Origin of the sequence: Halorussus caseinilyticus (assembly GCF_029338395.1) — an archaeon.
Classification (GTDB): Archaea; Halobacteriota; Halobacteria; order Halobacteriales; family Haladaptataceae; genus Halorussus; species Halorussus caseinilyticus.
The window spans coordinates 1773034-1798018 of the sequence record NZ_CP119809.1 but is presented as its reverse complement, the minus strand read 5'-3'; the positions used below and the strand labels follow the sequence as shown (position 1 = coordinate 1798018).

The following is a 24985-nucleotide window of genomic DNA, read 5'->3' as shown; positions in this document are numbered from 1 at the left end:
ATGGCACTATCATCCAGCCTCGTATCGCTCGGCATCATCGTGGGTATCTACGCGATACTCGCGCTCGGACTGAACATCAAGTTCGGCTACACCGGCCTGCTCGACATCGGTCACGTGGCGTTCTATCTGGTCGGTGCGTACGTCACTGCGTTGCTGGTCTTACCACCCGCCAGCGAACAGCAGTTCGCCACGTACATCCTCGGGTGGAACTGGCCGTGGCTCCCGGCAATCGCCGTCGGGACGCTTGTGGCCGGGTTGCTCGGCATGTTGGTCGCGCTCCCGGCGATACGTCTCCGAGAGGACTACCTCGCAATCGCGGTGTTGGGAATCTCGGTCATCCTCAAGCGCGTCGTCCAGTCGGAAGGCTGGCTGGCGAACGGGCCGGGGTCGCTCCGCGGGTTCAGCCAACCGTTCCGCGAACACTTCCCGCTCCCCGGTGACACACTCGCGGCCGCGGCGCTCCTCGGGTTCGTCGTCCTCGTCCTCTGGACGGTGGCGACCTACCTGCTCGCGCAGGTGGGCACCGAGCGCGGAGGCGAGATGGCCACGGACGGCGGAAAAGCGAACCGGACCGACGGCGGCGTCACCGCGGGCCGAACTATCTCGGATACGCCCGGCATCGGCGGGTGGGTCGTAGACGGCCTACTCGCGCTGACGACGCTCGGCGTCGGCTACGTCGCGGCTCGACGCTCGCGCATGGAGACCAGCGAGTCCGAACAGCGCCTCTTGCTCGGTGCGGGTGCGCTGTTCGGTCTGGCCGCCGGTGCCGTCGCGTGGCAGGCGTTCGAGTGGTGGACCGTCTTCGGCGTGAGTCTGAATTGGTTGTTCGGCGTCGTCGTCTTCGCGGGCGTCACCGCGGGATTCTACGGCGCGAACCGTCGGTACGCGCCGATGGCCGGGGCAGTCGTCGCGGCCGCCGCCTTCGGAGCCGCGTTCGTCGCGGGCGACTCGCCGATGGTCGCGTTCGTCTTCCTCGCGGCGATGTCGCTGTTCGTGTGGGTGTTCGGTGCCGTCGCGGTCGCCCGCCGGTACAGCGACCTCTCGGGGCGCGACTTCGCCATCGCGCTCGGTCTCGCAATCGTGTTCGTCGCGTGTTTCGCCCCGCTCATCGTCCTCGGCGGCGGGTCGGGCGACGCGATGAGCAGTATCGGCCTGTTCGTCACGATGGGTCTGCTCGCGGCGTTCCTCTACGGCGTCTACTACCTCGGGTCGAACTGGGGACGGTTCGGGTCGGGCGTGGAGTTCGTCCGCATCGTCGGCGTCGGCGCGATTTGGCTGTTCGTCATCCGGTACTTCGTGATGGCGAACATCGTCCCGTTCCAGCGCGCCGGGGTCGGTGCGGCGGTGAACAACACCGTCCAGAACCTGCTGTGGCTGATGAAGTTCCAAGCCGGGACCGCAGAGTTCGACTACTCGCGGTTCCTGCTGGTGTTGACCCTCGCCTCGCTCGGCATGCTCTACTACCTCTCGGAGATTACGGTCGAGTCGCCGTTCGGCCGGGTGCTGAAGGCCATCCGAGAGGACGAGGACGTGGCGACTTCCCTCGGGAAGAACACGTTCGCCTACAAGGTCCAGAGCATGATGCTCGGGTCGGCGCTGGCCGGATTCGCCGGTGGCCTGACCGCCATCTACTTCCAGAGTCTGGTCCACACGATGTTCGCGCCGCGGGTGACGTTCATCGCGTTCCTCGCGCTCATCATCGGCGGTACCGCCAACAACAAGGGGATGATTCTGGGCGCGACCATCTACTGGGCGTTCCAGAAGGCGACTGCCGACATCGCGGCATTCTTCCCAACGGCGGCCCGGTCGTCGGTGCAGGCGCTCCGCCTCGCGTTCATCGGCGCGCTCCTTATCGTCATCCTCTACTACCGCCCCGAAGGGCTGTGGGGCGAGAAACGAACGGTCGCGGAGGTGGCAGAAGAATGAGCGAGACAGTCGAATCCGAACACGAGACTCACGGAACCGGCGAAGCGATACTCGAAGTAGACGGCCTGCGAAAGACGTTCGGCGGCATCACGGCCGTCGATGGCGCGACGTTCGAGGTCGAAGAGGGTACCGTCACGGGTCTCATCGGCCCGAACGGTGCCGGGAAGACCACGACGTTCAACCTCATCAGCGGGTTCTACGAACCCGACGGCGGAGAAGTCCGGTATCGCGGCACCGACTTGCAGGACATCATGCGCCCGAGCGACACCGAGCAGGGCATCTGGATGAGCGCGTCGGGGATGACCTTCGGCGGCGTCGGTCTCGCGGCGGCGGCGTCGGCGGGGGTATCGACGCTCGCGACCGGTGGCGCGGCGCTCGTCGGCGCGGGTATCGGCGCTGGCGTCTATCAGGCCGAGGAGAAGGTCAAGAACGACTACCTCGACGTGAAGAACAAGCGGCCGTTCCGGGTCTCCCAAGAAGGTCTCTCCCGGACGTTCCAACTCACCCGCGAGTTGCAGGGACTGACAGTGCTGGAGAACCTGATGCTCGCGCCCCAAGACCAGCGCGGCGAGAGTCTCACCAACGCGTGGCTTCGCCGTAGCGCGGTCGCCGACGAGGAGCAGGGGGTCCGCGAGCGCGCGCTGGAGATGCTCGAATTCCTCGAAATCGACCACCTCACCAACGAGTACGCGGGCAATCTCTCGGGCGGTCAGCGCAAACTGCTGGAGTTGGGTCGCGTGCTGATGACCGACCCGGACCTCATCCTGCTGGACGAACCCGTCGCCGGGGTCAACCCCGCACTGACCGAAAAGCTGTTGGAGCGAATCGAGAGTCTGCGAGAGCAGGGCTACACGTTCTGCATCGTCGAACACGACATGGAGGTCATCATGAACCTCTCGGACACCATCATCGTCATGGACCAAGGAAAGAAACTCATGCAAGGCACGCCCGAAGAGGTACAGAACGACCAGCGAGTTGTGGACGCCTACTTGGGGGGATAATCGTGGCGCTACTCGAAGCCCGCGACATCGTGTCGGGGTACGGCGACGCCCAAATCCTCCACGGCGTCTCGATGGACGTGGCGGACGACGAAATCGTCTGCATCATCGGGCCGAACGGTGCCGGGAAATCGACGTTCATGAAGGCCGTGTTCGGTCTCATCGACTGCTGGGACGGGTCGGTGAACTTCGACGGCGCGGACATCACCGACCTCCGCCCGGACGAAATCACCCGCGAGGGGATGTGTTACGTCCCGCAGGTCGAGAACGTCTTCCCGAACCTCACCGTCCGGGAGAATCTGGAGATGGGCGCGTACATCCTCGACTCGATGCCCGAGGACGCCCTACAGGAGGTGTTCGACCGCTTCCCGATTCTGGAAGAGCGCCAGAACCAGAAGGCCGGAACGATGTCCGGCGGCCAACAGCAGATGCTCGCCATGGGCCGGGGCCTGATGGTGGACCCGGACCTGATGCTGGTGGACGAACCGAGCGCGGGTCTCGCGCCGGACCTCGTGGACGAGGTGTTCGAGAAGATAATCGAAATCAACGAGTCGGGCACGGCCATCCTGATGGTCGAGCAGAACGCGCGCAAGGCCCTGCGGAACTCCGACCGGGGCTACGTGCTGGAGATGGGCGAGAACCGCTTCGAGGACACCGGTGACGCCCTGCTCGACAACGACGAGGTGACGGAACTCTACCTCGGCGGTGGCGGCGGCGAAACCGGCGAAACCGGTGAGACCGCGACGGACGACTAGAGACCACTTTTTTCTCGTCGGGCGTCCTCACGCCCTCGCTTCGCTCGGTCGTTGCGGACACCACTCCCCGAAAAATCTGGACCAAAAAGGCCGCTCGCTCGTCGCGTCGCTCCTCGCTCGCGGTCGGTCGCGGACCGTGGAGTTGGCTCAGCCCTCTCGGGGTAGTCGGACTGGCGGTTCCGCGGCGCGCGGGTAGTGCCCGCGCGCCGCCCGCGCCCGGAACCGCGCGAGGCGTCCGCGCCGAGTTCGTCCCGTCCTCGTACTTGAACCCTCGCGTCGGTCCTCCCGCGACGCGCCCGGTCGGACGTTCGCGCCCGGAGAAATGCTTAGCTTTGTTTGAGAAATCGAAAAGTTGCTCAAGAAAACAAAGATAGTTCTCCCGGCCGTCTTCCCGTGGTCGCCTGCGACCCTCAAAAAGGTGGTTCGGATTCGCCGCCGCTCGCTTACAGTTTACCGCGGAAGAAACTCCGCGGAATCGTCTCCAGCGTCTCGGTCGAACCGTCGTCGGCCACCTGCAGGATGGCGAACTGGTTCAGCGGTTCCAGCGACTCGTTGAGGTTGACCGGACTCGACGCGCCCTGATAGTTGATGTCCTCGCCGTTCGACAGCAGGTCCTTGGCCTTCTGGAACTCCCCGACCGTGACGGTGGCGGCCTGCTGACCGCCGCCGCCATCGACGCCGTCCGCGGCGGTCGTCGCGGTCTGTTGGCTCGCGCCCTCCTCGGGCCGCGAGACCGACCGGATGTTCTGGGCGATTGCCGTCCCGGTGGCCTCGCCCGCGGCCTGTATAGCGAGTGCTTGCAGGAAGAGTCCGTCGTAGGCGTGGGGCGCGAACAGCGTCCCGGCTTGGTCGCCCATCTTCTCCTCGAACGCGGTCCGGCCCGGCGTCTGCTCGGGGTTCGGCGAGGCGAGGTACATCCCCGACGTGATGTTGCTCAGACTGCTCAGGAAGTCCGAAGAGTTCAGTCCCTCGCTGAGGACCCACTCGCCGCCGTAGCCGCCGTTGTTCCACTGGTTGAGGATGGTCCGACCGTTGCCGGGGTAGCCGATGAATCCGATGGCGTCGGGATTGTTCTGGAACAGCGAGTCGAGCGTCGAGGTGTAGTCGCTGGCCCGTTGGCTGTAGCCCACCATCCCGACCGTCTCGCCTTGGAACTGCGCGCGGGCTTTCTCGGCCAAGCCCTGTCCGTAGGGGTTGTCCACGAAGAGGAACGCCGCCCTGTCCGCGCCGATGTACTGGTCGTCGTTCAGGATGCGGCCCATCACGATGCCCTGTTGGGCGTCGTTGGGCGCGGTCCGGCCGAAGTACTTGATGCTCTGGTCTTCGTTGTAGCCGATTTCGGCCAGCGCGGGCGACGTGCTGGCGTTGCTCATCTGCATCACTCGGTCGGCGGCGACGTTCTGGGCGAGCGGTACCGAGACGCCGCTCGACGCCGCCCCGACGAACCCGATGATGTTCTGCTCGTTGACCAGCGAGTTGTACTGCTGGATGGCCCGAGACGGTTGGGTCTGGCTGTCGGTGTTGGACATGTTGATTTGCCGACCCAGCGGCCCGCCCGCGTCGTTCACGTCTTGGACGGCGACGTTGACCGCTCTCTGCATCCCGCTCCCGTACGCGCTCAGGTTCCCCGTGATTGGCAGAATCGACCCCATCGAGATGGGTCCGCCCTGCGCCGCCCCCGCGGACGCCGACAGTCCGGTCAACCCGGCCACCCCCGCGGCCGTCGCGCCCTTCAGATACGTCCGTCGCGTCGTTCGATATTTCTCTGACATCTCCGTCGTATCACACAACGCGACAGTAATAAACAATTGTGTATGATTCCCGTGAGGCGACAGGATAGTTCAACGAAATTCGAGAGGCGACCCGGAAGAAAGCCGCGTTTGCGCGTGGTTCGAGCGACGTGAGAGTGCCGACGGGAGCGTCACCCTCGTTGTCGGTAGCTTACAGTTTCCCCTCGAAGTACGTCCGCGGAATGGTCTCTAGTTCTTTCCGCTTGGCACTTTGGACCTGCATGATGGCGAACCGGTTGAGCGGTTCGAGCGACTCGTTCATGTCCACCGGACTCGACGCGCCCTGATAGTTGATGCTCTCGCCGTCGTCGAGCAAGTCCTTGGCCTTCTGGAACTCGCCCGCGTACACCTTCGTTCCGTCGCGGGACACCGACTGGAAGTTCTTGGCGATGGCCTCGCCGGTCGCTTCCCCGGCCTTGTGGATTGCGAGCGCCTGCAAGAAGAGTCCGTCGTAGGCGTGCGGTGCGAACAGCGTCCCCGATTGGTCGCCCATCTCGCCGTCGAACGTATCGGCGCTCTTGGTGGACTCGGGACTGGGGGACGCGAGGTACATCCCGTCGGTGATTTCCTTGAGATTCTCGAAGAAGCCTTTGTCGTTCAGACCTTCGCTGAGAACCCACTCGCCGCCGTAACCGCCGTTGTCCCACTGCTTGAGGATTGTCTTCCCGTTACCGGGATAGCCGACGAATCCCACGGCGTCGGGGTCGTTCTCGAAGAGTTTGTCGAGCGTCGAAGTGTAGTCCGAGGACTTCTTGTCGTAGGGCACCATCGCCACCGTCTCGCCGTCGAAGGCGGCTTTCGCCTTCTTCGCCAGTCCTTCGCCGTAGGCGTTGGCGACGTGGAGGAACGCGGCCTTGTCCGCGCCGATGTAGTCGTCCTCGTTCATGATGCGGCCCATCACGATACCCTGTTGGCCGTCGTTGGGCGCGGTCCGCCCGAAGTACTTCGTGTCGCCCTCGTAGCCGATTTCGGCGAGCGCCGGAGTGGTGCTGGCGTTGCTCACCTGCATCACGCCGTCGGACGCGACGTTCTTAGCGAGCGGGACCGACACCCCACTGGACGCCGCCCCGACGAACCCGACGATGCCTTGCTCGTTGACCAGCGACTTGTACTTCTGGGAGGCCTTGCTCGGTTTGGTCTCGCTGTCCTTGTTGTGTACTTTCACCGTGCGCCCGAGGGGACCACCCGCGTCGTTGATGTGCTTTTTAGCGAGGTTGACCGCTTCCTGCATTCCGTTACCGTAGGCGCTCAGTGCCCCCGTAATCGGCAAAATCGAACCCATCTGGATGGGGTCGTCGCTCCCGCCGCTACCACCGGAGATGCTACCGATACATCCGGAGAGACCGGTGAGACCGGCGGCACCGAGTGCCGCCGTCGTCTGTAGATACGCACGCCGCGACTTTTCCGTGCCTGTCATAGTCTATCAGAAGGTCTCACACCGGGTATAAAAAAGTTTGCAAAACGTGAACCCGTCACAGAGGCGCTGAAAGTTCACTCGGAAGCGAATTTGTATTTGTCGCCTGCCCCGACACATATTTCACTCGGGCTGTCGGAGTCACGTACATGCCGATAGAGACCCTGGACGACCTCGCCGTCCAAGGGACCACGCTCGGAGTGCGTATCGACATCAATAGCCCGCTGACCGACGACGGGGAACTCGCCGACGACGCCCGCTTGCGCGCCCACGTCGACACCCTCTCGGAACTGCTCGGACGCGGCGGACGGGTCGCCGTCCTCGCCCACCAAGGTCGTCCCGGCGGCGACCAGTTCAGAAACCTTCGCCCGCACGCGAACCGCCTCGACGAACTGCTCGACGCCCCCGTCGAGTACTCCGACGCCACCTTCTCCGCCGACGCCCGCCGGTCCGTCGAGAACTTGGGCGACGGGGAGGCCGTCGTGCTGGAGAACACCCGCTTCTACAGCGAGGAGTACATGGAGTTCCCGGCCGAACGCGCCGGTGAGACCGAACTCGTGGACAAACTCGTCCCCGCGCTAGACGCCTACGTCAACGACGCCTTCGCCGCGGCCCACCGGTCTCAGCCCTCCATCGTCGGCTTTCCGTCCCGGATTCCGGGCTACGCGGGCCGCGTGATGGAACGGGAACTCGACGTTCTTGGCGACATCGAGGGGACGCCCGAACCCCGGACCTACGTCATCGGCGGCGCGAAAGTTCCCGACTCGATGGCGGTGGTCGAGAGCGTCCTCGAACGCGAACTCGCCGACGAGGTGCTGACGACCGGCGTCGTCGGTAACGTGTTCCTGTTGGCCGACGAGACCGACCTCGGCGACGCCAGCGCCGATTTCGTCTACGAACAGGGCTACTGGGACGAAATCGACCGGGCGGCCGACCTCCTCGCCGAGTACGGCGACCGCATCCGACTCCCGGTGGACGTAGCGGTCGAACGCGACGGCGAACGCCACGAAGTCGCGGTAGACGACCTTCCCCCGCGGGAGGGCGAGGCCGCGATGGACGTAGGCACGGAGACGGTAGACGCCTACGCCGAAGTCGTCCGCGACTCGGGCACGGTCGTTCTCAACGGTCCGGCGGGCGTCTTCGAGGACGAGACGTTCGCTCGCGGTACCCGCCAACTCTTCTCGACTGCCACGGACGCCGAGTACAGTATCGTCGGCGGCGGCGACACGGCGGCGGCCATCCGAAAGTTCGACATCGAGGGATTCGACCACGTGAGTACGGGCGGCGGCGCGGCGCTCAACATGCTCACCGGCGAGGACCTGCCCGCGGTGGAGGCGCTCAGGGACTGAATGGTCTCCGTCGAACTCGGAAGTATCGAGGACGCGGACGCGGCGGCCGACCGGTGGGTCGAACTCGCCGCCGACCAGCGCGGGTTCGGGTCGCACCTGCTGGCCGACGAGAACCGGGCGACGATTCGGGAGGCAATCGCCCGGAGCGCCGTCTCCGACGAACTGCTGGTGGCGCGCGACGACGCGGGCGAACTCGTCGGGTTCGTCACCTTCGGCGTCGAGTCGAGCAACTACGAACAGGACGCGACTCGCGGGTTCGTCCAGAACATCTACGTCGTCCCGGACCGCCGCGACGAGGGCGTCGGGTCGGAACTGCTCGGGGCCGCCGAGACGAAACTGGTCGACGACGGGGCCGACACCCTCGCGCTGGAGATGATGGCCGACAACCGCGACGCCCGGCGGTTCTACCGACGCCACGGCTACGCTCCCCACCGAGTAGAGCTGGAAAAATCGGTCGAAAGCGATACGCTCACAAAGGAGTAGCGAGAACGGAACGGTACGCGCCAGGGGAGCTTGGGCGGTTCAAGCACCCGACTTGTAATCGGGAGTTCGTGGGTTCAAATCCCACCCCTGGCTTCCTGTCGCTGGCAACGTCGCCAGCGACGGAACCGGTTCGGTCGGATTTGGACCCTGCCAGTCACGGCCCGCGGAGCGTAGCGAGCAGGAATGTCTGGCTTCGGGTCAAATCCTACCCCTGAGTTCGTTTCCGTCTCGAATCGCCGTCCGCACCTCCGGCGTGCCGGAGGTGCGGACGGCCGCCGTTCTCGACGGCTTCTACGCGTAGAACGCCGTCAGGTGGTCGCCGAGACTGGCGGCCGTCTCCGGCGCGTCTTCGTCTCGGTTCGCGTCTTCTAGCCAGTCGCGGACTGTACTCAACTTCGGCGACGGAACGACCGTTCCGTCGTCGTACTTCACGACGCCAGCGTCGGCCAAGCGCGGCAAGTGGTTGTGATGAAGTGCGATGCGCAACTGCCGCCGGGTCGTCCGGTCGGAGTCGCCGGTTTCGAGGCGGGCGAGGAGTTCGGTCGTCAGTTGCCGTCGGGAGACTGGGCCAGTCTCGTCGAGGGCGGCGACGACGAGGCGTCGATGTTCGTTACTCAACAGGTCGAACGCGGTTTCGAAATCCATGACTGAGGAGACGACACGCATCTTACGTGTCGGCAGTTAGTCCATTCGCTTCGATGGTAATCAATCCTGTTGCCGTTGCATCCGTTCGAGTTCGTATCGCGCCGCTCGCCGAAAATTCCTATCCCGACTTGAACTGAAACGGTCCGGGAGTCTGACGGCGTTTTAAATATCGCACCCCTGTTCTGACGAGTGGGCGGTAATCGACCGCCGCGACGTGCTTCGACTCGCGTGCCAGAGTCTACGTCGAAACTCCGCCGCGAACCCACCGAACGACTCCCGTTCGAATCTGCTTTGTCTGTGACGATGGGTTTCCGCCGGGCGCACACTACTCGCTCGGCGGCCCGCCGACGCTCGGTGTCCGGCCGTCAGTCCGCCGGACAAAGGGGAAGACGACGCTCTCAGGCCGTCTCGTTTTCGTACGACAGTGCCGCAATCCGGCCGTCGCCGTAGGTCGCCAGTATCTCGGCCGCCGGGTCGTCGTCCACGTCGGCCAGCGTCGGATTCGTCCAGAGCGGCGTCTCGCGCGAGTACGTCGCCAGTATCTCGCCGGAGGCCGGACTGACGACCGCGATTCGACCGTCGTTCGACGCCGCGACGAGTTCGGCGTCCCCGTCGCCGTCCACGTCGCCCAGAACCGGCGGCGGCGTCATCTGGGCGTTGACCGTGGTGAGACTCGTCGTCCACTCCACGTCGCCCGACTCGGCGTCGATGGCCCGGAGGTTCCCGTCCCGCGCGGTGGCGTACACCTCGGCGGTGCCGTCGTCGTCGCCGTCGCCGACCGCATCGACTGCGGCGTACGCGCTGAACGACTTCCGCCAGAGGCGGTCGCCGTCCTCGCCGTCGAACAGCGAGACGTTCCCGCCGGAGGTGGCGGTCACGAGTTCGGCCGGTCGGTCGTCGTCGACCTGCCCGGTGGTGAACCACGTCACGGAGTCGCCCGCGCCGACCGACCGGTTCCACGCCACGCTTCCGTCGTTGTCGAGTAAGGTGAGTCGCCCGTTACCGAGAGCGACGGCGAGTTCGGGCGACCCGTCGCCGTCGAAGTCCTCGACGTGGGGTTGGCCCCACACGTAGTCGGCCGGAAGTTTTCGGGTCCAGACGGTCTCGGCGTCCGCCGATTCCTCGCCGCCGGGTCGGACGACGAAGACGGTCCCGTGAACGTCCACCACGACGACTTCCGGCCGGGAGTCGCCCGTGAAGTTCGCTACGACCGGCCGGGTGTAGCCGTAGGCCGAGAGGTTGCGCTCGAAGGCCACCTCGCTCGTCGCCGCGTCGAACGCGACGACGGTCTTCTCGGTCGAGGTGGCGAGAACTTCGCGCACGCCGTCCCCGTCCACGTCGGCCAGCGTCGGGTCCGCGACGGAGTGGATGGTGCAGTTTTCGGGGGGCACCTCGTAGGTCCAGCGGACGCCGCCGTCGGTCCCGTTCAGCGTGACCAGTCCGCACCCGGCGGACGCGCCCGATTCGGCGCTCCCGTGGTCGTGGCCGTGGCCGTGGTCGTGGCTGTGACCGTCGTCGTGGGCCTCGCCGCTGATGGGCGCGAACACGAGCGACCGGTCGCCGACGGTGCCCCCGACCGCGACGTGGTGGTTTCCGGTGACGTTGCGCTCCGTGTCGCTGACCCAGTTGGCCGTGAGCGTCGCCCCCTCCTCGGCGTCGGTTCCGCCGTTCTGCGTGGTGACGACGCCGACTCCCACGAGAACGACCGACGCGAGGACGGCGACGGCGACGAGGACTCCCTTCGAGTTCGCTGTAGACATGACGAGAAATCACCCGATTCAGGTACTTCCTCGACAGTCGGGGCGCGACTGGAATAAGCGCCTCCATTCGGCGACGGCCGACGTTCCGGAACGTGACGGCTGGCCGACCATCCGACAGGACGCGCTCGGCGGAACAGTCCACGGGGGCACGCCCGGCGGAACAGTCTACGGGGCGCGCCTACCCGACCAACCCGCTGGCGAACCCTCGGCGAACCGACTACCGTAGAGACGAAGGGACCCCCGCTCGCGGGACCGCGTGCGGGCGGTCCCTTTCTGGACGTTCGTCGCCTCTCCGGTTCCTGCGGTCGCGGCCACGATTCGGAGGGGCTAGACTTCCGAGAGCGGGACGACCGACACCTCCGACAGAGACACGAAATAAATCGTTAAGAAATCTTATTCGAAGCTCTAAGAACGAACTACAATTACAAAAGCAATCTTTGAATTGCCGATGCGCGGACGCCACGCTCCGTCACTCGAACTTCCCGATGTTCGAGAAGTCGTCGTCCTCGCAGGTCGAACACTCCTTCGGTTTCGAGATGAAGACGGCCCCGCATCCTTCGCACTCGTAGAGGTCGGGACCGTCGTCTCGCGTGGCGTCGTCCTCGTCAGCGTCGGAAGCCGACGACCGCATCAGACCCTTGACCCGGTCGGCGACTGCGGAGAGCAGTTGCTTCAACGTGGGTGGATGCATACCGGGGATACAAAATCTTTGTCACCGTTCAGGCGCTCTGATACGTCTGAATTCCCGACTATTCGGGACGGACGCGGTTCGGACTATCGGTGAACGACGACGGTCCCCGGTCGCCGGTCGGCCCACGGGGACCGACTACTCCTCGGGACGCGGGAGCGCCACGAAAGACAACTGGACGATGCTGAACGGGTCGTACACCGACTGGTGACACTGGCAGTAGATTTCGTTCTCCGCGCCGAACTTGCTACTGTCCGGGAGCGTCTTGAACCCCGGCACGCAACAGAAGTGGGTGCATTTGTTCAAGTTAGCGAGGAACCCCTCCTCGGTGCTGGCCGAGAGCCACTGGTCGCCTTTGTCCGCCATCCGCTGAATCCGGGGACTCCGGAGTATCTGGACCGGCATCGTCCCGCTGGCGGGCACGTCCTGCGAGCGCCACGTCGCCAGCGCGGGTTTGCCCAGACCGTCCTCTCCGATGCCGTTGCCCCACGTCTCGTAGTCGCTGAAGTCCTCGACGTTTACCCTGTCGCCGGGTTCGACTTCCTCCTGTTGCCACTCGTACGGTGCCGACCCCGAGTACCGGAAGAAGTTGTCTTGGTCGGCGTCGGGTTCGACGCCGGGGTACGTCTGGACGCCGCAGTACTGGAACCACTCGCTGGAGTAGGTGATGCCGCCCAACTGCGTCTCGGCGACAATTATCTCGCGGCCCTGTTCGGTCACGGTCTGGGGTTCGGGCCAGACGCCCTTGAGGAACCCCTCGTCGTCTATCTCTATCGGAATCTGGGGCATCGCCCGCGGCGCAGGCCCGGCGACGTTCTCGACGCCGAAGTACTGGATGATACCGCCACCTGCCCCGGTCGGCGCGGTGGCGGAGTTGATGCTCGCCGCCGCCGCGGTGCCGACTCCCGTGAGCGCGGCGCTCCCGACGACGCCCTTCACGAACCGCCGTCGCCCCGATTCCTCGGGATACTTGTCGTCGGCTTCAGCCATACTGCCCCCCTCGAATCCTAATCGTGTTACTACTAAGCATACACTCCCCCGTCGTAACACTCCGGCGTCGAGCGACAAAAGGGTTGCCGGGTTTCGCCGGTTTCGGGTTCGCCGCGGGTCGTTCAGCAGTCAGATTCCGAGAGAGTGGCCACCGTCTTTTTGGTGTTGCCGTGAGTCCCAACGGGTATGCCCCTTTCAGAAGACGAGCGTGAGCGTATCGAGCAGTTCGTAGCGACACCGCGCTACCAGCGCACGCCCGACCAGCTCTGTCCCGAAGAGGAAAAGGAGTAGCTACTCGGCCACTGCGAACTGTTCGTCTCGTTTCTCCACGAGTCCGCGCTCGCGGAGCGTCCGAAGGATACTGTACAGCGTGATTTTCTCGACATCGAGGTCCGCCTGTAACTCGTCTATCGACGCCGCCGCGGGTCGAAGGTACAAGTAAATTAGTTTCGCGCGCGGCGACTCCAGTTCCGTCGGCAGTTCTCTGGCGGGTGTCGTCGGTCGTTGAACGCTCATTTCGGTATTGGATGCCAGAACTTCGACGATAATAAATCCCGTCTACAACGATTGTCGAAACCCGGCGGGTCGTGACCGCGCCGGAGCCGCCGGTCCCGTGCGCGACCCGTAGCTTTCGCGAAAACAGGCGGTGGGTTTATGTGAAATCGAACGGTAGCGTATCCCAATGAGTCCGATGCCGGACGGCGGCCGAGACACCGACGAACGCGTCCCTCTGCGGCCTGACGAGGCCAAAGGTAGCGACGACGGGTCGGCGCTGTCACCGGACGAACTCGACATCGAAGAAGAAGAGCAAGTCGTCTCGCTGGACGACGACCGGTACGTCATCGGCACCGACGACCGGCCGAGTGTCCCCGACGACGCTGGCGGTGGCGGTTCGACTGGCGAGTCGTCCGCGGCGGTCCCCGCCGCGGACGACGACCCGACCGACGACGCGCCTCCGGCGGGCGAGGTGGACTCGGGCGCGGTCAAGCAGTGGCTCGAAGACGACTTGCAGGGGGTAAGCGCCCAGTACGGCTTCCACGTCAGCGCGAAGGCCGAGGACGCCGTTAGCCACCAGCAGATGTTCTCCGACGACGTGGGTACCGTCTTCGACAGTCTCCTGCGGTGGTACGCCCAGCAGTTGACCACCGAGACGGCCGTCGAAGACGTGTTGGGCATCCTCCTCACCGAGTCGAACGTCCGTGTGCGCTACTCGCCGTCGTGCTTGCAGGCCATCCTCGAGGCCTACGACCTCGGTCCCGACGACACCATCGCCGACCTCTTCGAGAAGGTCCAAGACGACCGCGGGATGGTCTTCCCGCCGGAAAACGTCTGACTCGGACCGAATAGAAATGACATTATAAATTACTATTCGGACGCCGAGTAGGAATTGTTTTGCCGTCGGCATCGAAAACGACGAACTACCCATGACTGCCGAACACTCCGACCAATCACTCCTATCGCACGTCCTCCTGCCCGTGGCGGACGAAGAGGACGCCGAATCGTCGTCGCTCGCGCTCGAACCGTACGCTCCCGAGCGCGTGACTACCCTCCACGTCGTTGAGAAGGGCGAAGGCGTCCCGGACAAGACGCCGGTCGAGCAGTCCGAGGACATCGCACAAGCGGCCTTCGAGACCGTCCGTCAGGTGTTCCCCGACGCCGAGGACCGCACCGCGTACCGCCGGGACGTGGTTGAGGCCATCCTCGAGGTGGCCGAGGACGTAGACGCGAGCGCCATCGCGTTCCGCCCGCGCGAGGGAGGCCGACTCGCCCGATTCCTCTCCGGCGGTCGCACGACCCAAATCGTCACCGAGGCCGACCGGCCGGTGGTCGTACTCCCGCGGGAGGGTGAGGGCGGATGAGTTCGGACGACGAGGAACTCGCCAAGGACCTCGGTCTCCTCGCGGCGCTGACCATCGGCGTCGGGACGATGATTGGCGCGGGCATCTTCGTCCTGCCGGGGCAGGCGGCCGCGGCCGCGGGTCCGGCAGTTGCGCTCTCGTTCGTGGTCGGCGGCGTCATCTCACTTTTCACCGCGCTGTCGGCGTCCGAACTCGGCACCGCGATGCCGAAAGCCGGTGGGAGCTACTACTACGTCAACCACGCGCTCGGGCCGCTGTTCGGGTGTATCGCCGGATGGGGTAACTGGATGGGGTTGGCGTTCGCCAGCGCGTTCTACACCCTCGGATTCGGCGAGTACCTCGCTACGTTCCTCCCGATTCCCGCAATCGGACTCGGAATCGTCACGCTCTCGTCGTTCCAAATCGGCGCGCTCGCGGCCGGTCTCGTCTTCATCGCCGTCAACTACGTCGGCGCGAAGGAGACGGGTCGCCTACAAGTCTTCATCGTCGTCACGCTCGTCGGTATCCTCACGCTGTTCTCGGTGCTAGGGTTCCTCCAGACCGACCTCTCGACGCTCCGCCCGTTCTTCCCCGCCGAGACCGGCGGTGCGACCGCGATTCTTCCGGCGACGGGTCTAGTGTTCGTCTCGTTCCTCGGGTTCGCCAAGATTACCACGGTCGCGGAGGAACTCAAGAATCCGGGGCGAAACCTCCCGCTGGCCGTGGTCGGGAGCGTCCTCATCGTCACGACGATGTACGCCATCATCATGGTCGTCCTGATGGGCGTCATCAACTGGCGGCAACTCAGCCCCGAGTTCACCAAGACGCCGGTCCTCGACGTGGCGGAAATCGCGTTCGGAACCGTCGGTCTCGCGGCCGTCGGCGTCGGACTGCTCACGTTCGCCGGACTGCTCGCCACCGCGTCGAGCGCGAACGCTTCGATTCTGGCCTCCTCGCGCATCAACTTCGCCATGGGGCGGGACAGACTCATCAGCCCGAAACTCAACGACATCCACCCGAACTTCGCCACGCCGTACCGGAGCATCGCGGTCACGGGCGGTCTCATCCTGCTGTTCATCGTGGTCGGCGACGTGAAGACGCTGGCGAAGGCCGGGAGCGTCCTCCACCTCATCGTCTACGGTCTGTTGAACGTCGCGCTGATAATTATGCGCGAGTCGAACAGTGAGGAGTACCAACCGGAATTCGAGGTCCCGCTATACCCCATCGTTCCCGTCCTCGGCGCGTTGACTTCGTTCGGTCTCATCGCGTTCATGAAACCGATAGAAATCGGACTCGCGCTCGTCTTCGTCGTGGGCGGCGTCGTCTGGTACTTCGCGTACGCTCGCTCGAAGACCGAAAAGCAGGGCATCCTCTCGGAGTTCATCCTCTCGCGGAGCGAGGAGATGCCCGACTCGGCGGTCACGGCCGCGAGTTCGATGAAACCCGACGGCGGCCAGTTCCGGGTGATGGTGCCGCTTGCCAACCCCGAACACGAGAAGGACCTCATCACGCTGGCCAGCGCGTTCGCCAGACAGCGAAACGGGATTCTCGAAGCGGTCCACATCATCACGGTGCCCGACCAGACCTCGCTGGAGTACGCCGCCGACCACCTCGACGAACACGAGCATAACTACCACGAGATTCTGGACGAGGCCCAGCGAGACGCCGAGACGTTCGGCGTGGACGTGGAGACCCACACCATCGTCTCCCACCGGTCGTTCGAGGAAGTCTTCTCGACGGCCCGGTCCCACGACGCCGACCTCGTGGTGATGGGATGGGGCGAGGACGCCCACGGGTCGCCCGGACGGGTCGAGAGTGCGCTCGACGACCTCGGAATGGACCTGCCCAGCGACTTCCTCGTCCTCAAGGACCGCGGGTTCGACCCGGAACACGTCCTCGTGCCGACCGCGGGCGGTCCCGACTCGGACCTCAGCGCGGAGGTGGCGCGACTCTTCCGGGACGCCTACGACTCGGAGGTGACGCTCCTCCACGTCGCGGACGACGCCGCGGAGGGCGAGGCGTTCCTCGAAGAGTGGGCCACCGACCACGACCTCGCGCACGCCAACCTCCGGGTCGAGACCGGCGACGTGGAGCAGGCCATCGAACGCGCCGCCGAGGACTGCTCGATGGTCATCCTCGGTGCGACCGAGCGCGGTCTGGTCTCGCGGTTGGTCAGCGGGTCGCTGGTCGCGGACGTGGCCGAGGGCGTGGACTGCTCGGTCCTGCTGGCCGAACGCGCCCACAAGCGCGGCATCGCCGACCGACTGTTCGGGCGCTGAACCCGGCTTTTCTCGGCCGTCGCGCTCGTTTTCCGGTTCGGCGCGTTCTCCCGTCTCGGTCTGTTCTCTCGTCTCGATTCGGTCTCTTTCCACCTCCGGGTGCGCTCGTTCCGATGCTCTCTCCGGCGCGCGCGGGCGCGACCGCGCAAGCGGGTCGCGCCCATGTCGTGCGAGGGACGACCGAACGAGCGCCGAAGGCGCGAGTGAGGGAGTCGGTTGGGGAGGGCGTGGCCCGCGGTGGCAGTGGGGTAGCGGTCTTCATCGGAGTCGGCAATAGTGTCGTTCGCGGTGGCGGTGCTGTTCGCAACGACAGTGTGGCGGCGGTGCTGTCCCAGTCGGCGCGACTCGACTCCGAACCTGCGCTTTCGCCCACGAATCCCACGACCCCGCTCGGAAACGGAACTCTACTTCTAAGCAACCGAAATAATGCCCAAGAACAACTATACGAATGCTAAAGCAACCGGAACGCGTCCGAAACCTGATTTCGACCCCCGCGACGAACCCCCCGACTTTTCACATTTAACCTCTGTGGCCAATTATCATCTCCGAGAGACGAGGCTGGGTTTTATATTCTCGGGTTCGATGATTGTATCAGAGAGTGCCATGCAGGTCGAAGAGACCGACGCCGAACCCGGTGACGGAACCGACGCGCCCGACTCCCCCGAAGTCGAGGACGTTGCGACCAGACAGGTCGTGGAGTTCCGACTCGGCGAGGACTACTGCGCGGTCGATATAGACGAGGTGGACAGCATCGTAGAGATAAAGAAGGTGACGCGCATCCCGCGGACGCCCGACTCCATCGACGGCGTGATGGACCTCCGCGGGGAGACCACCGCCATCATCAACCCGCGGACGTTCCTCGGCATCGAGGGCGACGCGCCCGAACGACACGAGCAGAACATCCTCGTGTTGGACCGTCCCGACGACAAGCAGAAAATCGGAATTCGAGTGGACGAGGTGTTGGAAGTCGCCACCTATCCCGAGGACAAAATCGACACCGACGAGGACCTCTCGGACCTCGACACGCGAGGCATCGAGCAGAAGGTCTCTCGGGGCATCATCCGCAAACCCAACGGCGACGGTCTCGACCTCGTGGTGTGGGTAGACATCGACGCCATCATCGACCAGTTGAAATGAGCGCGAACAGTCCAGACGTGAGTCGCGTCGTATCGGCCGACCGATGCCGCGGTGTCGTCCCGCGAGTTCCAGAGAGCATCAGTCGTGATAACTACAGGGGAGAATTTATTTCACCCCGTTTCAAATCAACCGCTTGGTGACTATCGCATGGCTAAGAACGTACTCATCGTAGACGATTCGGAATTTATGCGGAATCTACTCCGGGAGATACTCGAAGAGGAGTTCGAAATCGTGGGCGAGGCCGAGAACGGCGTCGAGGCGGTCGAACTCTACGAGGAACACCGACCCAACCTCGTGATGATGGACATCGTGATGCCGATTCGTGACGGCATCGAGGCCACTTCCGAAATCAAGGAAGAGGACCCCGATTCGAACATCATCATGTGTACGAGTATCGGACAGGAAGAGAAGATGAAAGCCGCAATCAAGGCGGGTGCGGACGGCTACATCACGAAACCGTTCCAGAAACCCAGCGTGATGGACGCCATCGAGGACGTAGTCTCAGCATGACGCGGGCAGTCGTCGTCGATGACTCCCACTTCATGCGGACGGTCATCTCCGACATCCTCGAAGAGGGTGGAATCGAAGTCGTCGCACAGGCCGGAGACGGCGAGGAAGGGGTCCGAGCGGTCGTCGAACACGACCCCGACGTGGTGACGATGGACGTGGAGATGCCTTCCATGGACGGCATCGAGGCCGTCGAGGAGATAATGGCGACGAACCCGACCCCCGTACTGATGCTGTCGGCCCACACCGAGGACGGCGCGGAAGCGACGTTCGAGGCGTTGGAGAAAGGCGCGGTGGATTTTCTCGCAAAACCGGGCGGCGAGGTTTCGACCGAGATTTCGGCCCACGGAGACGCGCTGGTCGAGAAGGTTCGGTCGGCGACTCGCGCGGACCCCGAGTCGGTCGAGGAAGTGGACGACCCCGCCGGAACGGTCGATACAGACCACGGATACGTCGAGAACCCGACGCTCGTCGTCGGGGCCTCGACCGGCGGACCCCGCGTAGTCGAGCGCGTCCTGTCGAGTCTTCCGCTGGAGGCCGACCTCCGGGTGTTGGTCGTCCAGCACATGCCCGACGGTTTCACCGGTCGGTTCGCGGAGCGACTCGACCGTCGGAGCGAGTACGACGTGTGCGAGGCGACGAACAACCTCCGAATCGGCGGCGGCGAGGCAGTCGTGGCGAAAGGCGACTACCACATGGAAGTCGCCGGTTTCGGAAACGGCCGACTCCGCCTCCGCCTCCAACAGGAAGAGGCGATACACGGCGTGCGCCCGGCCATCGACGTGACGATGGAGACGGCCGCCGAGAAAATCGACGGGCCGCTGACTGGTGTCGTCCTCACCGGGATGGGTTCGGACGGCGCGGCAGGTATCGAAGCCATCAAGCAGGCGGGCGGGGCGACCCTCGCGCAGGACGAGGACACTTCTTCGGTGTTCGGCATCCCGGCCCGCGCTATCGAGACCGGATGCGTCGATTCGGTGCGTCCGGCCGACGAGATGGCGAAGGCGATTCTCGACACGATTCGTGATAACGGGTGAAAATAAATGGAAGATTACTTACAGGATTTCATACGTGAGAGCGAAGAGAACGTCACGGAGTTGAACAACTCCCTGCTCGAACTGGAAGACGACCCCGGCGACGAGGCCGCGATGGACTCGATATTCCGGACGGCCCACACGCTGAAGGGCAACTTCGGCGCGATGGGCTTTCAGGACGAGAGCGACCTCGCACACGCCATCGAGGACCTGTTAGACGAGATTCGGCAGGGTCGGATGGAAGTCACGCCCGAAATCATGGACCTCGTGTTCGCGGGCGTGGACGAAATCGACCGTGCGCTCGGCGAAATCGAGGAGGACGGCGAGTCCGACATCGACCCCGAAGACATCATCGCGGACATCCGTGAGGTCATCGAACGCGGCGGCGCGGCGGCCGACGGTGACGACGCCGACGAATCCGCCGACGAGGACACCGCGGACGACGAGAGCGCCGACGCCGACGAGTCGGCGACGGCGCTCGACTCGATTCCCGTCGAGGACCTCGACGACCCGGAGGCACTCGCTACCGCCGACGGCGACGTGTTCCACGTAGACGTGGACATGGGCAACCCCGACATGAAGGGCGTAGACGCGATGTTCGCCCTCGAGGGTCTGAGCGACGACCTCGAACTGCTCGGGGCGGTCCCCGACGTGGACTCGCTCAACGACGGTGAGTACGACGACGGCTTCGACGCCTTCGTCGTCGGCGAGAGCACGAGCGACGTGAAGTCCGTCATCGAGTCCGTCGGCAAAATCTCGGGCGGGACGGTGACGCCCCTTGACGTGGATGCAATCGACGTGGATGCAATCGACGTGGAGAGCGCGGGCGACGCGAGCGCCGACGGGTCTTCCGGAACCGACGCCGAGACGAGAGACGAGAGCGAGACGACCGACGAATCGGCGAGCGGTTCGACCGACACCGCCGACGACGTGATAGAGACGGGCGGCGACGATGCGGACGACGGGTCGTCGGGTTCCTCCAGCGACGACTCCACCGCCGAGGAAATCGAGGCGATTCAGTCGGTGCGCGTGGACGTGGACCAGTTGGACGACCTGCACGGACAGGTCGAACAACTCGTCACGAGCCGAATCAAACTTCGCCGGTCGGTCGAACAGTCCCAGCTCGACAGCGCCGAGGACCACCTCGACGAACTCGACAAGATTACGTCGAGTCTACAGGACACCGTGATGGACATGCGGCTAGTCCCGCTGAAGAAGGTGGTCAACAAGTTCCCGCGCCTCGTTCGTGACCTCGCCCGCGAACAGGAGAAGGAGATAGACTTCCGGATGGAGGGGACCGACATCGAGTTGGACCGCACCATCTTGGACGAGATTAGCGACCCGCTGATGCATCTGCTCCGGAACGCGGTGGACCACGGCATCGAACCGCCGGAGGAGCGCGAGGCGGCGGGCAAACCGGCCGAGGGGAAGATTCGGCTCCGAGGCTTCCGCGAGCGTGACCGCGTGACCATCGAAGTCGAGGACGACGGCGGCGGCATCGACGCCAACGCCATCCGGACGAAAGCCATCCAGAAGGACATCCTGACCCGCGAAGAGGCCGAGAAGTTGAGCAAGGAGGAGGCCCAGAAACTCGTCTTCCACGCTGGCTTCTCGACCAACGACGAGGTGACGGACGTGAGCGGACGCGGCGTCGGCATGGACGTGGTTCAAGATACCGTCTCCCGACTCGACGGCGAGATTCGGGTGGACAGCGAACCCGGCGAGGGGACGACAATCAGCCTCTCGTTGCCGGTCACGGTCGCCATCGTGAAGGTTCTCTTCGTCCAGTCGGGCGACGAGGAGTACGGCATCCCCATCAAGAACGTGGACGAGATTCGCCGGATGGAAGACGTACAGACCGTCGAAGGCGAGGAAGTCGTCACCCACGACGACACGGTGTATCCCCTCGTGCGACTCGGCGAGGCGCTGAACGTCCCCGGCGAGACGAAGAACGGCGACGGTATGCTGGTTCGGGTCAAGGAGTCCGAGCGGAAAGTCGCAATCCACTGCGACGCCGTGAGCCGTCAGGAAGAGGTCGTCGTCAAACCGTTCGAGGGCATCCTCAGCGGCATTCCCGGCCTGTCGGGTGCCGCGGTTCTCGGCGAGGGCGACGTGGTGACGATTCTGGACGTTGAAACACTGTAACAGAGGAGAGAGATATGAGCCGAGGTGACGATAGAAACTTGCAAATCGACATACGAAAGCTGAACCTGTTCAACCAGATGGCCAAAGAGGGGGCGAACACGGTCGCCAATCACCTCAACCAGATGACTGGAATGGAGACCGAGATGGAGATTACCAAAATCAACTTCCTCGACATCGAGGACATCAAGACCCACGTCGGTCACAACAAGCAGGTCGGTACCCACATCGAACTCGTAGAACCACCCCACGGCTACATCCTGTTCCTGTTCAGTGCGAGCAGTGCGAAGAAACTCGCCACGGGGATGCTCCCCGGAAGCGCCGACCCTTCCTCGAAGGGCTTTTCGGACATGGAGCGCTCGGCGGTCCAAGAGATAGGCAACATCATGACCAGCGGTTTCATCGACGGATGGGCGAACGTCCTGAACACCACCATCGACATCTCGACGCCGAAGTTCACCTACGGCGCGGGGTCGAAGATGGTCGAGAACCTCGTCGGCGCACGCCGAGACGAGATGGCACTCGTGTTCGACTCGCGCGTACACGCACGCGAGGCCGACGTGGAGGTGAAGGTCTACACGTTCCCCGAACTCGAGGAACTCGTTTCGCTGATGCAACAGATAGAGATATGATACCATGAACGTCGATATCGAGTCGTTGGGAACGTTCAGTAGAACAGCCCAGACGGGTGCAGAGCGCGCCGCCCAGAACCTCACCGGGATGACCGGTATCGAAACCGCAGTGGACGTAACGGAAGTGACGTTGGCGTCCGCCGACGAACTCGGCCGTGAGGACGAGCGCATCGGCGTCGTCATCGACTTCGAGGGCGGTATCGACGGGAAGAGTCTGTTGACTTTCTCGCCGGAAGGCGTCGAGACGCTGTTAGATACCCTCCTGCCCGGTGCTGGCTTCGAAGAGAGCGCGGTCAAGGAAGTCGGCAACGTCGTCACCAGCGGTTTCATCGACAGTTGGGCCGACCACCTCGAAACGACCATCGACATCTCGCCGCCCGAGTACGTCGAGGGGTCGGGCGAGGAACTGCTCGACGCCACTGGATTCGAGCGAGACCGGGCGTTCGTCTTCCGGAACCGCGTCGGCGCAGTCGGCGAGGCACTGGACGTGGAGTTCCACATGTTCCCCGACCCCGACTCCATGCAGGAGATGCTCTTGGGCGGCGACGAGAAGATTCCGGTCGAGAAGTTCGCCACCCTCCGCGAGATGGCGGAAACCGGGGCGGAGACGGCCTCCGAGACCATCTCGGCGATGACCGGCATCGACACGGGCGTAGACATCACCCAACTGAACTTCGTCCCTGTCGAAGACGTGCCCGCGGAACTGCGCGACCAGAAGTACGTCGGCGTCGTCCTCGAGTTCGAGACGGCGCTCGGGGGGTACGTCATGATACTGTTCGACGAGGCGTCGGCCCGCGAAGTCGTCGCGGCCTTGGTCCCCGGCACCGACGAGGTGGAAACGTTCGACGGCAAAGAGCAGTCGGCGATGAAAGAAATCGGTAACGTGATGACCAGCAGTTTCATCGACGGGTGGGCGAACGTGTTGGACACCACCATCGACATCTCGCCGCCGCAGTTCGTCCACGACATGGGTCGGGCAGTCGCCGAGTCCGTGGTCGCGCGCCTCGGCCAGCGACAGGCGTTCGCGTTCCTGTTCGACGCGACCCTGCGCGCCGACGACCGGGAGTTCGACTGCGAAATCTACGCCATCCCCGACGAGAGCGAACTCCGGGCCGCCTTGGAGGACCTCGACCCGGACGCGACGGCCGAGCGAACGACGAAAGCAGGGTCGTTATGAGTATGACGACGGAACGCCAACCTCTCACCGACGACGCACCCGACCGCGTGAAAGTCGGGGTCGCCGAACTCGCAGTCGCCAGTGGCGACACTCGACTCACGACCAGCGGTCTCGGTTCCTGCGTCGGCGTCGCAGTCGGGGACCCGACCGCCGGTGTCGCAGGGTTGGCCCACGTCATGCTCCCCGAGGCGACCGGGGACGACAGAGGCAAACCCGCGAAGTCGGCCGACATCGCGGTCGAACGACTGATAGCCGCGGTCGAAGACGCGGGGGCCGACCCTGCTCTCACGGAAGCCAAACTCGCGGGCGGCAGTCGGATGTTCGACTTCTCGGGGGTCAGCGAAGGCGTCGGCGAGCGAAACGTCGAGCGGACGCGACAGGCCCTCGAAGACCGAGACGTTCCGGTCGTCGCCGAGGACGTGGGCGGCGGTCACGGCCGGTCGCTCGTGTTGGTCCCCGAGACGTGGACCCTGACGGTGACGAGTACCCACCAAGGAGACGAGACGCTATGACGCCCGACGACGAGGCGTTCGACCGACTCTTGGACTACGTGGAGACCGACCTCGGATTCGCCACGAGTTACTACGACGACGCGTACTTAGACCGGCGGGTCTCCTCGCGGATGCGCCGGACCGACACCGAGGGGTACGACGGCTACCTCGACTTGCTCGAAGACGACGAGCGCGAACAGGAGGCCCTGCTAGACGCCTTCTCGGTCAACGTCACGAGCTTTTTCCGAAATCCCGAGGTGTGGGAACAGCTACGGTCGGTCCTCCGGACGCTCTCGGCCGAGCGCAACCGAGTTCGACTCTGGAGCGCGGCCTGTTCGGACGGCCGGGAACCCTACTCGCTGTCGATGCTGGCGCTCGACGACCCCGAAGTCGACGACTCGGCCATCGAGATTACCGCGACCGACATCGACCGCGAAATCCTCTCGGCCGCCCGGCGCGGCGTCTACGAGAGTACGCGCACGACCGACATCGGCGAGCAACTCGCACCGTTGGACGAGTACGAGCAGTACGTCGAACGGGACGGCGACCGGTTCGCCGTGACCGACGCGGTGAAAGACCTCGTGTCGTTCGAGCGCCACGACCTCATCAACGGCGACCCGAAGTCGAACTTCGACCTCGTTATCTGTCGGAACCTCTTTATCTACATCGACACCGAACACAAACTTCCGATTCTGGAGACGGTCTCGAAGTCGCTGTCGAAAGACGGCTATCTCGTCATCGGTAAGACCGAGACCCTCCCCGAACTGCTCAAGCCAGCGTTCGAGCCAGTGGCTCGACGGCTCCGTATATATCGAAAAATAGATAGTATATCAATCCAGCAGTAACTACTACGAAACGAGACCGCGGGGCGTTCTGTGGCGGCTTAAGAGCGGCTGGGCTGGCAGTATCAGAGTTGATAACTCAGGGGGAAGATTAATGTGCTGGAAGTT

At 64.2% G+C, this 24985-nt stretch carries 23 protein-coding genes and 1 tRNA gene; 17 read left to right on the top strand and 7 right to left on the bottom strand.

Annotation, left to right across the window (positions count from 1 at the left end; translation table 11 throughout):
- The 3 genes from P2T60_RS08985 to P2T60_RS08975 are packed head-to-tail and all read left to right on the top strand — an operon-like array spanning position 1 to position 3679.
- Positions 1-1926: a branched-chain amino acid ABC transporter permease gene (locus P2T60_RS08985; protein ID WP_276278908.1), complete on the top strand. Its 1926-nt coding sequence runs from the start codon at positions 1-3 to the stop codon at positions 1924-1926.
- Positions 1923-2927, top strand: a complete 1005-nt coding sequence (locus P2T60_RS08980) for an ABC transporter ATP-binding protein (RefSeq protein WP_276278907.1) — start codon at positions 1923-1925, stop codon at positions 2925-2927. Before P2T60_RS08985 ends, P2T60_RS08980 begins: the two co-directional genes overlap by 4 nt.
- Positions 2928-2929: 2 nt before the next feature.
- Positions 2930-3679 (top strand): ABC transporter ATP-binding protein, encoded by a 750-nt coding sequence (locus tag P2T60_RS08975; RefSeq protein WP_276278906.1) that lies wholly within the window; start codon positions 2930-2932, stop codon positions 3677-3679.
- Positions 3680-4122: 443 nt separating this feature from the next.
- Here the strand turns inward: P2T60_RS08975 and P2T60_RS08970 are convergent, their stop codons facing one another.
- The gene (locus tag P2T60_RS08970; RefSeq protein ID WP_276278905.1) at positions 4123-5451 is read right to left on the bottom strand and encodes an ABC transporter substrate-binding protein; all 1329 of its coding nucleotides are present in this window, start codon (positions 5449-5451) and stop codon (positions 4123-4125) included.
- Positions 5452-5620: 169 nt separating this feature from the next.
- A complete protein-coding gene (locus P2T60_RS08965) occupies positions 5621-6886 on the bottom strand; it encodes an ABC transporter substrate-binding protein (protein WP_276278904.1) in 1266 nt (421 codons plus the stop codon).
- 146 nt (positions 6887-7032) lie between these two features.
- On the opposite strand from P2T60_RS08965, the gene P2T60_RS08960 reads away from it, so the two are divergent.
- The 3 genes from P2T60_RS08960 (at position 7033) to P2T60_RS08950 (ending at position 8808) form a co-directional block, all read left to right on the top strand.
- Positions 7033-8232, top strand: a complete 1200-nt coding sequence (locus P2T60_RS08960; protein ID WP_276278903.1) for a phosphoglycerate kinase — start codon at positions 7033-7035, stop codon at positions 8230-8232.
- Complete coding sequence (locus P2T60_RS08955) at positions 8233-8715, top strand: GNAT family N-acetyltransferase (RefSeq protein WP_276278902.1); 483 nt, start codon at positions 8233-8235, stop codon at positions 8713-8715.
- A gap of 19 nt (positions 8716-8734) precedes the next feature.
- A tRNA-Thr gene (locus P2T60_RS08950) sits at positions 8735-8808 on the top strand.
- Positions 8809-9006: 198 nt separating this feature from the next.
- Here the strand turns inward: P2T60_RS08950 and P2T60_RS08945 are convergent.
- From P2T60_RS08945 to P2T60_RS08925, 5 genes are all read right to left on the bottom strand, one after another.
- Positions 9007-9360 (bottom strand): DUF7344 domain-containing protein, encoded by a 354-nt coding sequence (locus tag P2T60_RS08945; protein WP_276278901.1) that lies wholly within the window; start codon positions 9358-9360, stop codon positions 9007-9009.
- 398 nt (positions 9361-9758) lie between these two features.
- On the bottom strand, positions 9759-11120 hold the full coding sequence (locus P2T60_RS08940; protein WP_276278900.1) for an outer membrane protein assembly factor BamB family protein: 1362 nt from the start codon (positions 11118-11120) through the stop codon (positions 9759-9761).
- A 469-nt stretch (positions 11121-11589) separates the two neighbouring features.
- Positions 11590-11811 (bottom strand): hypothetical protein, encoded by a 222-nt coding sequence (locus P2T60_RS08935; RefSeq protein WP_276278899.1) that lies wholly within the window; start codon positions 11809-11811, stop codon positions 11590-11592.
- Positions 11812-11946: 135 nt separating this feature from the next.
- A complete protein-coding gene (locus tag P2T60_RS08930; RefSeq protein ID WP_276278898.1) occupies positions 11947-12798 on the bottom strand; it encodes a Rieske (2Fe-2S) protein in 852 nt (283 codons plus the stop codon).
- Between the two features lie 291 nt (positions 12799-13089).
- On the bottom strand, positions 13090-13314 hold the full coding sequence (locus tag P2T60_RS08925; RefSeq protein WP_276278897.1) for a TrmB family transcriptional regulator: 225 nt from the start codon (positions 13312-13314) through the stop codon (positions 13090-13092).
- A gap of 166 nt (positions 13315-13480) precedes the next feature.
- On the opposite strand from P2T60_RS08925, the gene P2T60_RS08920 reads away from it, so the two are divergent.
- The 11 genes from P2T60_RS08920 to P2T60_RS08870 all read left to right on the top strand — a co-directional run bounded on the left by P2T60_RS08920 (position 13481) and on the right by P2T60_RS08870 (position 24880).
- Positions 13481-14131, top strand: a complete 651-nt coding sequence (locus tag P2T60_RS08920; protein ID WP_276278896.1) for a DUF7500 family protein — start codon at positions 13481-13483, stop codon at positions 14129-14131.
- A gap of 91 nt (positions 14132-14222) precedes the next feature.
- Positions 14223-14657 carry a universal stress protein gene (locus tag P2T60_RS08915; protein ID WP_276278895.1) on the top strand — a complete coding sequence of 145 codons (435 nt, stop codon included), beginning with the start codon at positions 14223-14225 and terminating at the stop codon, positions 14655-14657.
- Positions 14654-16915, top strand: coding sequence for an amino acid permease (locus tag P2T60_RS08910; protein WP_276278894.1), 2262 nt, complete (start codon positions 14654-14656; stop codon positions 16913-16915). Before P2T60_RS08915 ends, P2T60_RS08910 begins: the two co-directional genes overlap by 4 nt.
- Before the next feature lie 582 nt (positions 16916-17497).
- Complete coding sequence (locus tag P2T60_RS08905) at positions 17498-18052, top strand: chemotaxis protein CheW (protein ID WP_276278893.1); 555 nt, start codon at positions 17498-17500, stop codon at positions 18050-18052.
- Between the two features lie 147 nt (positions 18053-18199).
- The gene (gene cheY / locus P2T60_RS08900) at positions 18200-18562 is read left to right on the top strand and encodes a chemotaxis protein CheY (protein WP_276278892.1); all 363 of its coding nucleotides are present in this window, start codon (positions 18200-18202) and stop codon (positions 18560-18562) included.
- Positions 18559-19596, top strand: coding sequence for a chemotaxis-specific protein-glutamate methyltransferase CheB (gene cheB / locus P2T60_RS08895; protein WP_276278891.1), 1038 nt, complete (start codon positions 18559-18561; stop codon positions 19594-19596). The genes cheY and cheB overlap by 4 nt, the downstream gene beginning before the upstream one ends.
- Before the next feature lie 6 nt (positions 19597-19602).
- Positions 19603-21738 carry a chemotaxis protein CheA gene (gene cheA / locus P2T60_RS08890; RefSeq protein WP_276278890.1) on the top strand — a complete coding sequence of 712 codons (2136 nt, stop codon included), beginning with the start codon at positions 19603-19605 and terminating at the stop codon, positions 21736-21738.
- A 14-nt stretch (positions 21739-21752) separates the two neighbouring features.
- Positions 21753-22367: a chemotaxis protein CheC gene (locus tag P2T60_RS08885; RefSeq protein ID WP_276278889.1), complete on the top strand. Its 615-nt coding sequence runs from the start codon at positions 21753-21755 to the stop codon at positions 22365-22367.
- A gap of 4 nt (positions 22368-22371) precedes the next feature.
- Positions 22372-23544, top strand: coding sequence for a chemotaxis protein CheC (locus P2T60_RS08880; protein WP_276278888.1), 1173 nt, complete (start codon positions 22372-22374; stop codon positions 23542-23544).
- A gap of 2 nt (positions 23545-23546) precedes the next feature.
- Positions 23547-24056, top strand: a complete 510-nt coding sequence (locus P2T60_RS08875) for a chemotaxis protein CheD (protein WP_276278887.1) — start codon at positions 23547-23549, stop codon at positions 24054-24056.
- A complete protein-coding gene (locus tag P2T60_RS08870; RefSeq protein WP_276278886.1) occupies positions 24053-24880 on the top strand; it encodes a CheR family methyltransferase in 828 nt (275 codons plus the stop codon). Before P2T60_RS08875 ends, P2T60_RS08870 begins: the two co-directional genes overlap by 4 nt.
- Positions 24881-24985 lie beyond the last annotated feature (105 nt).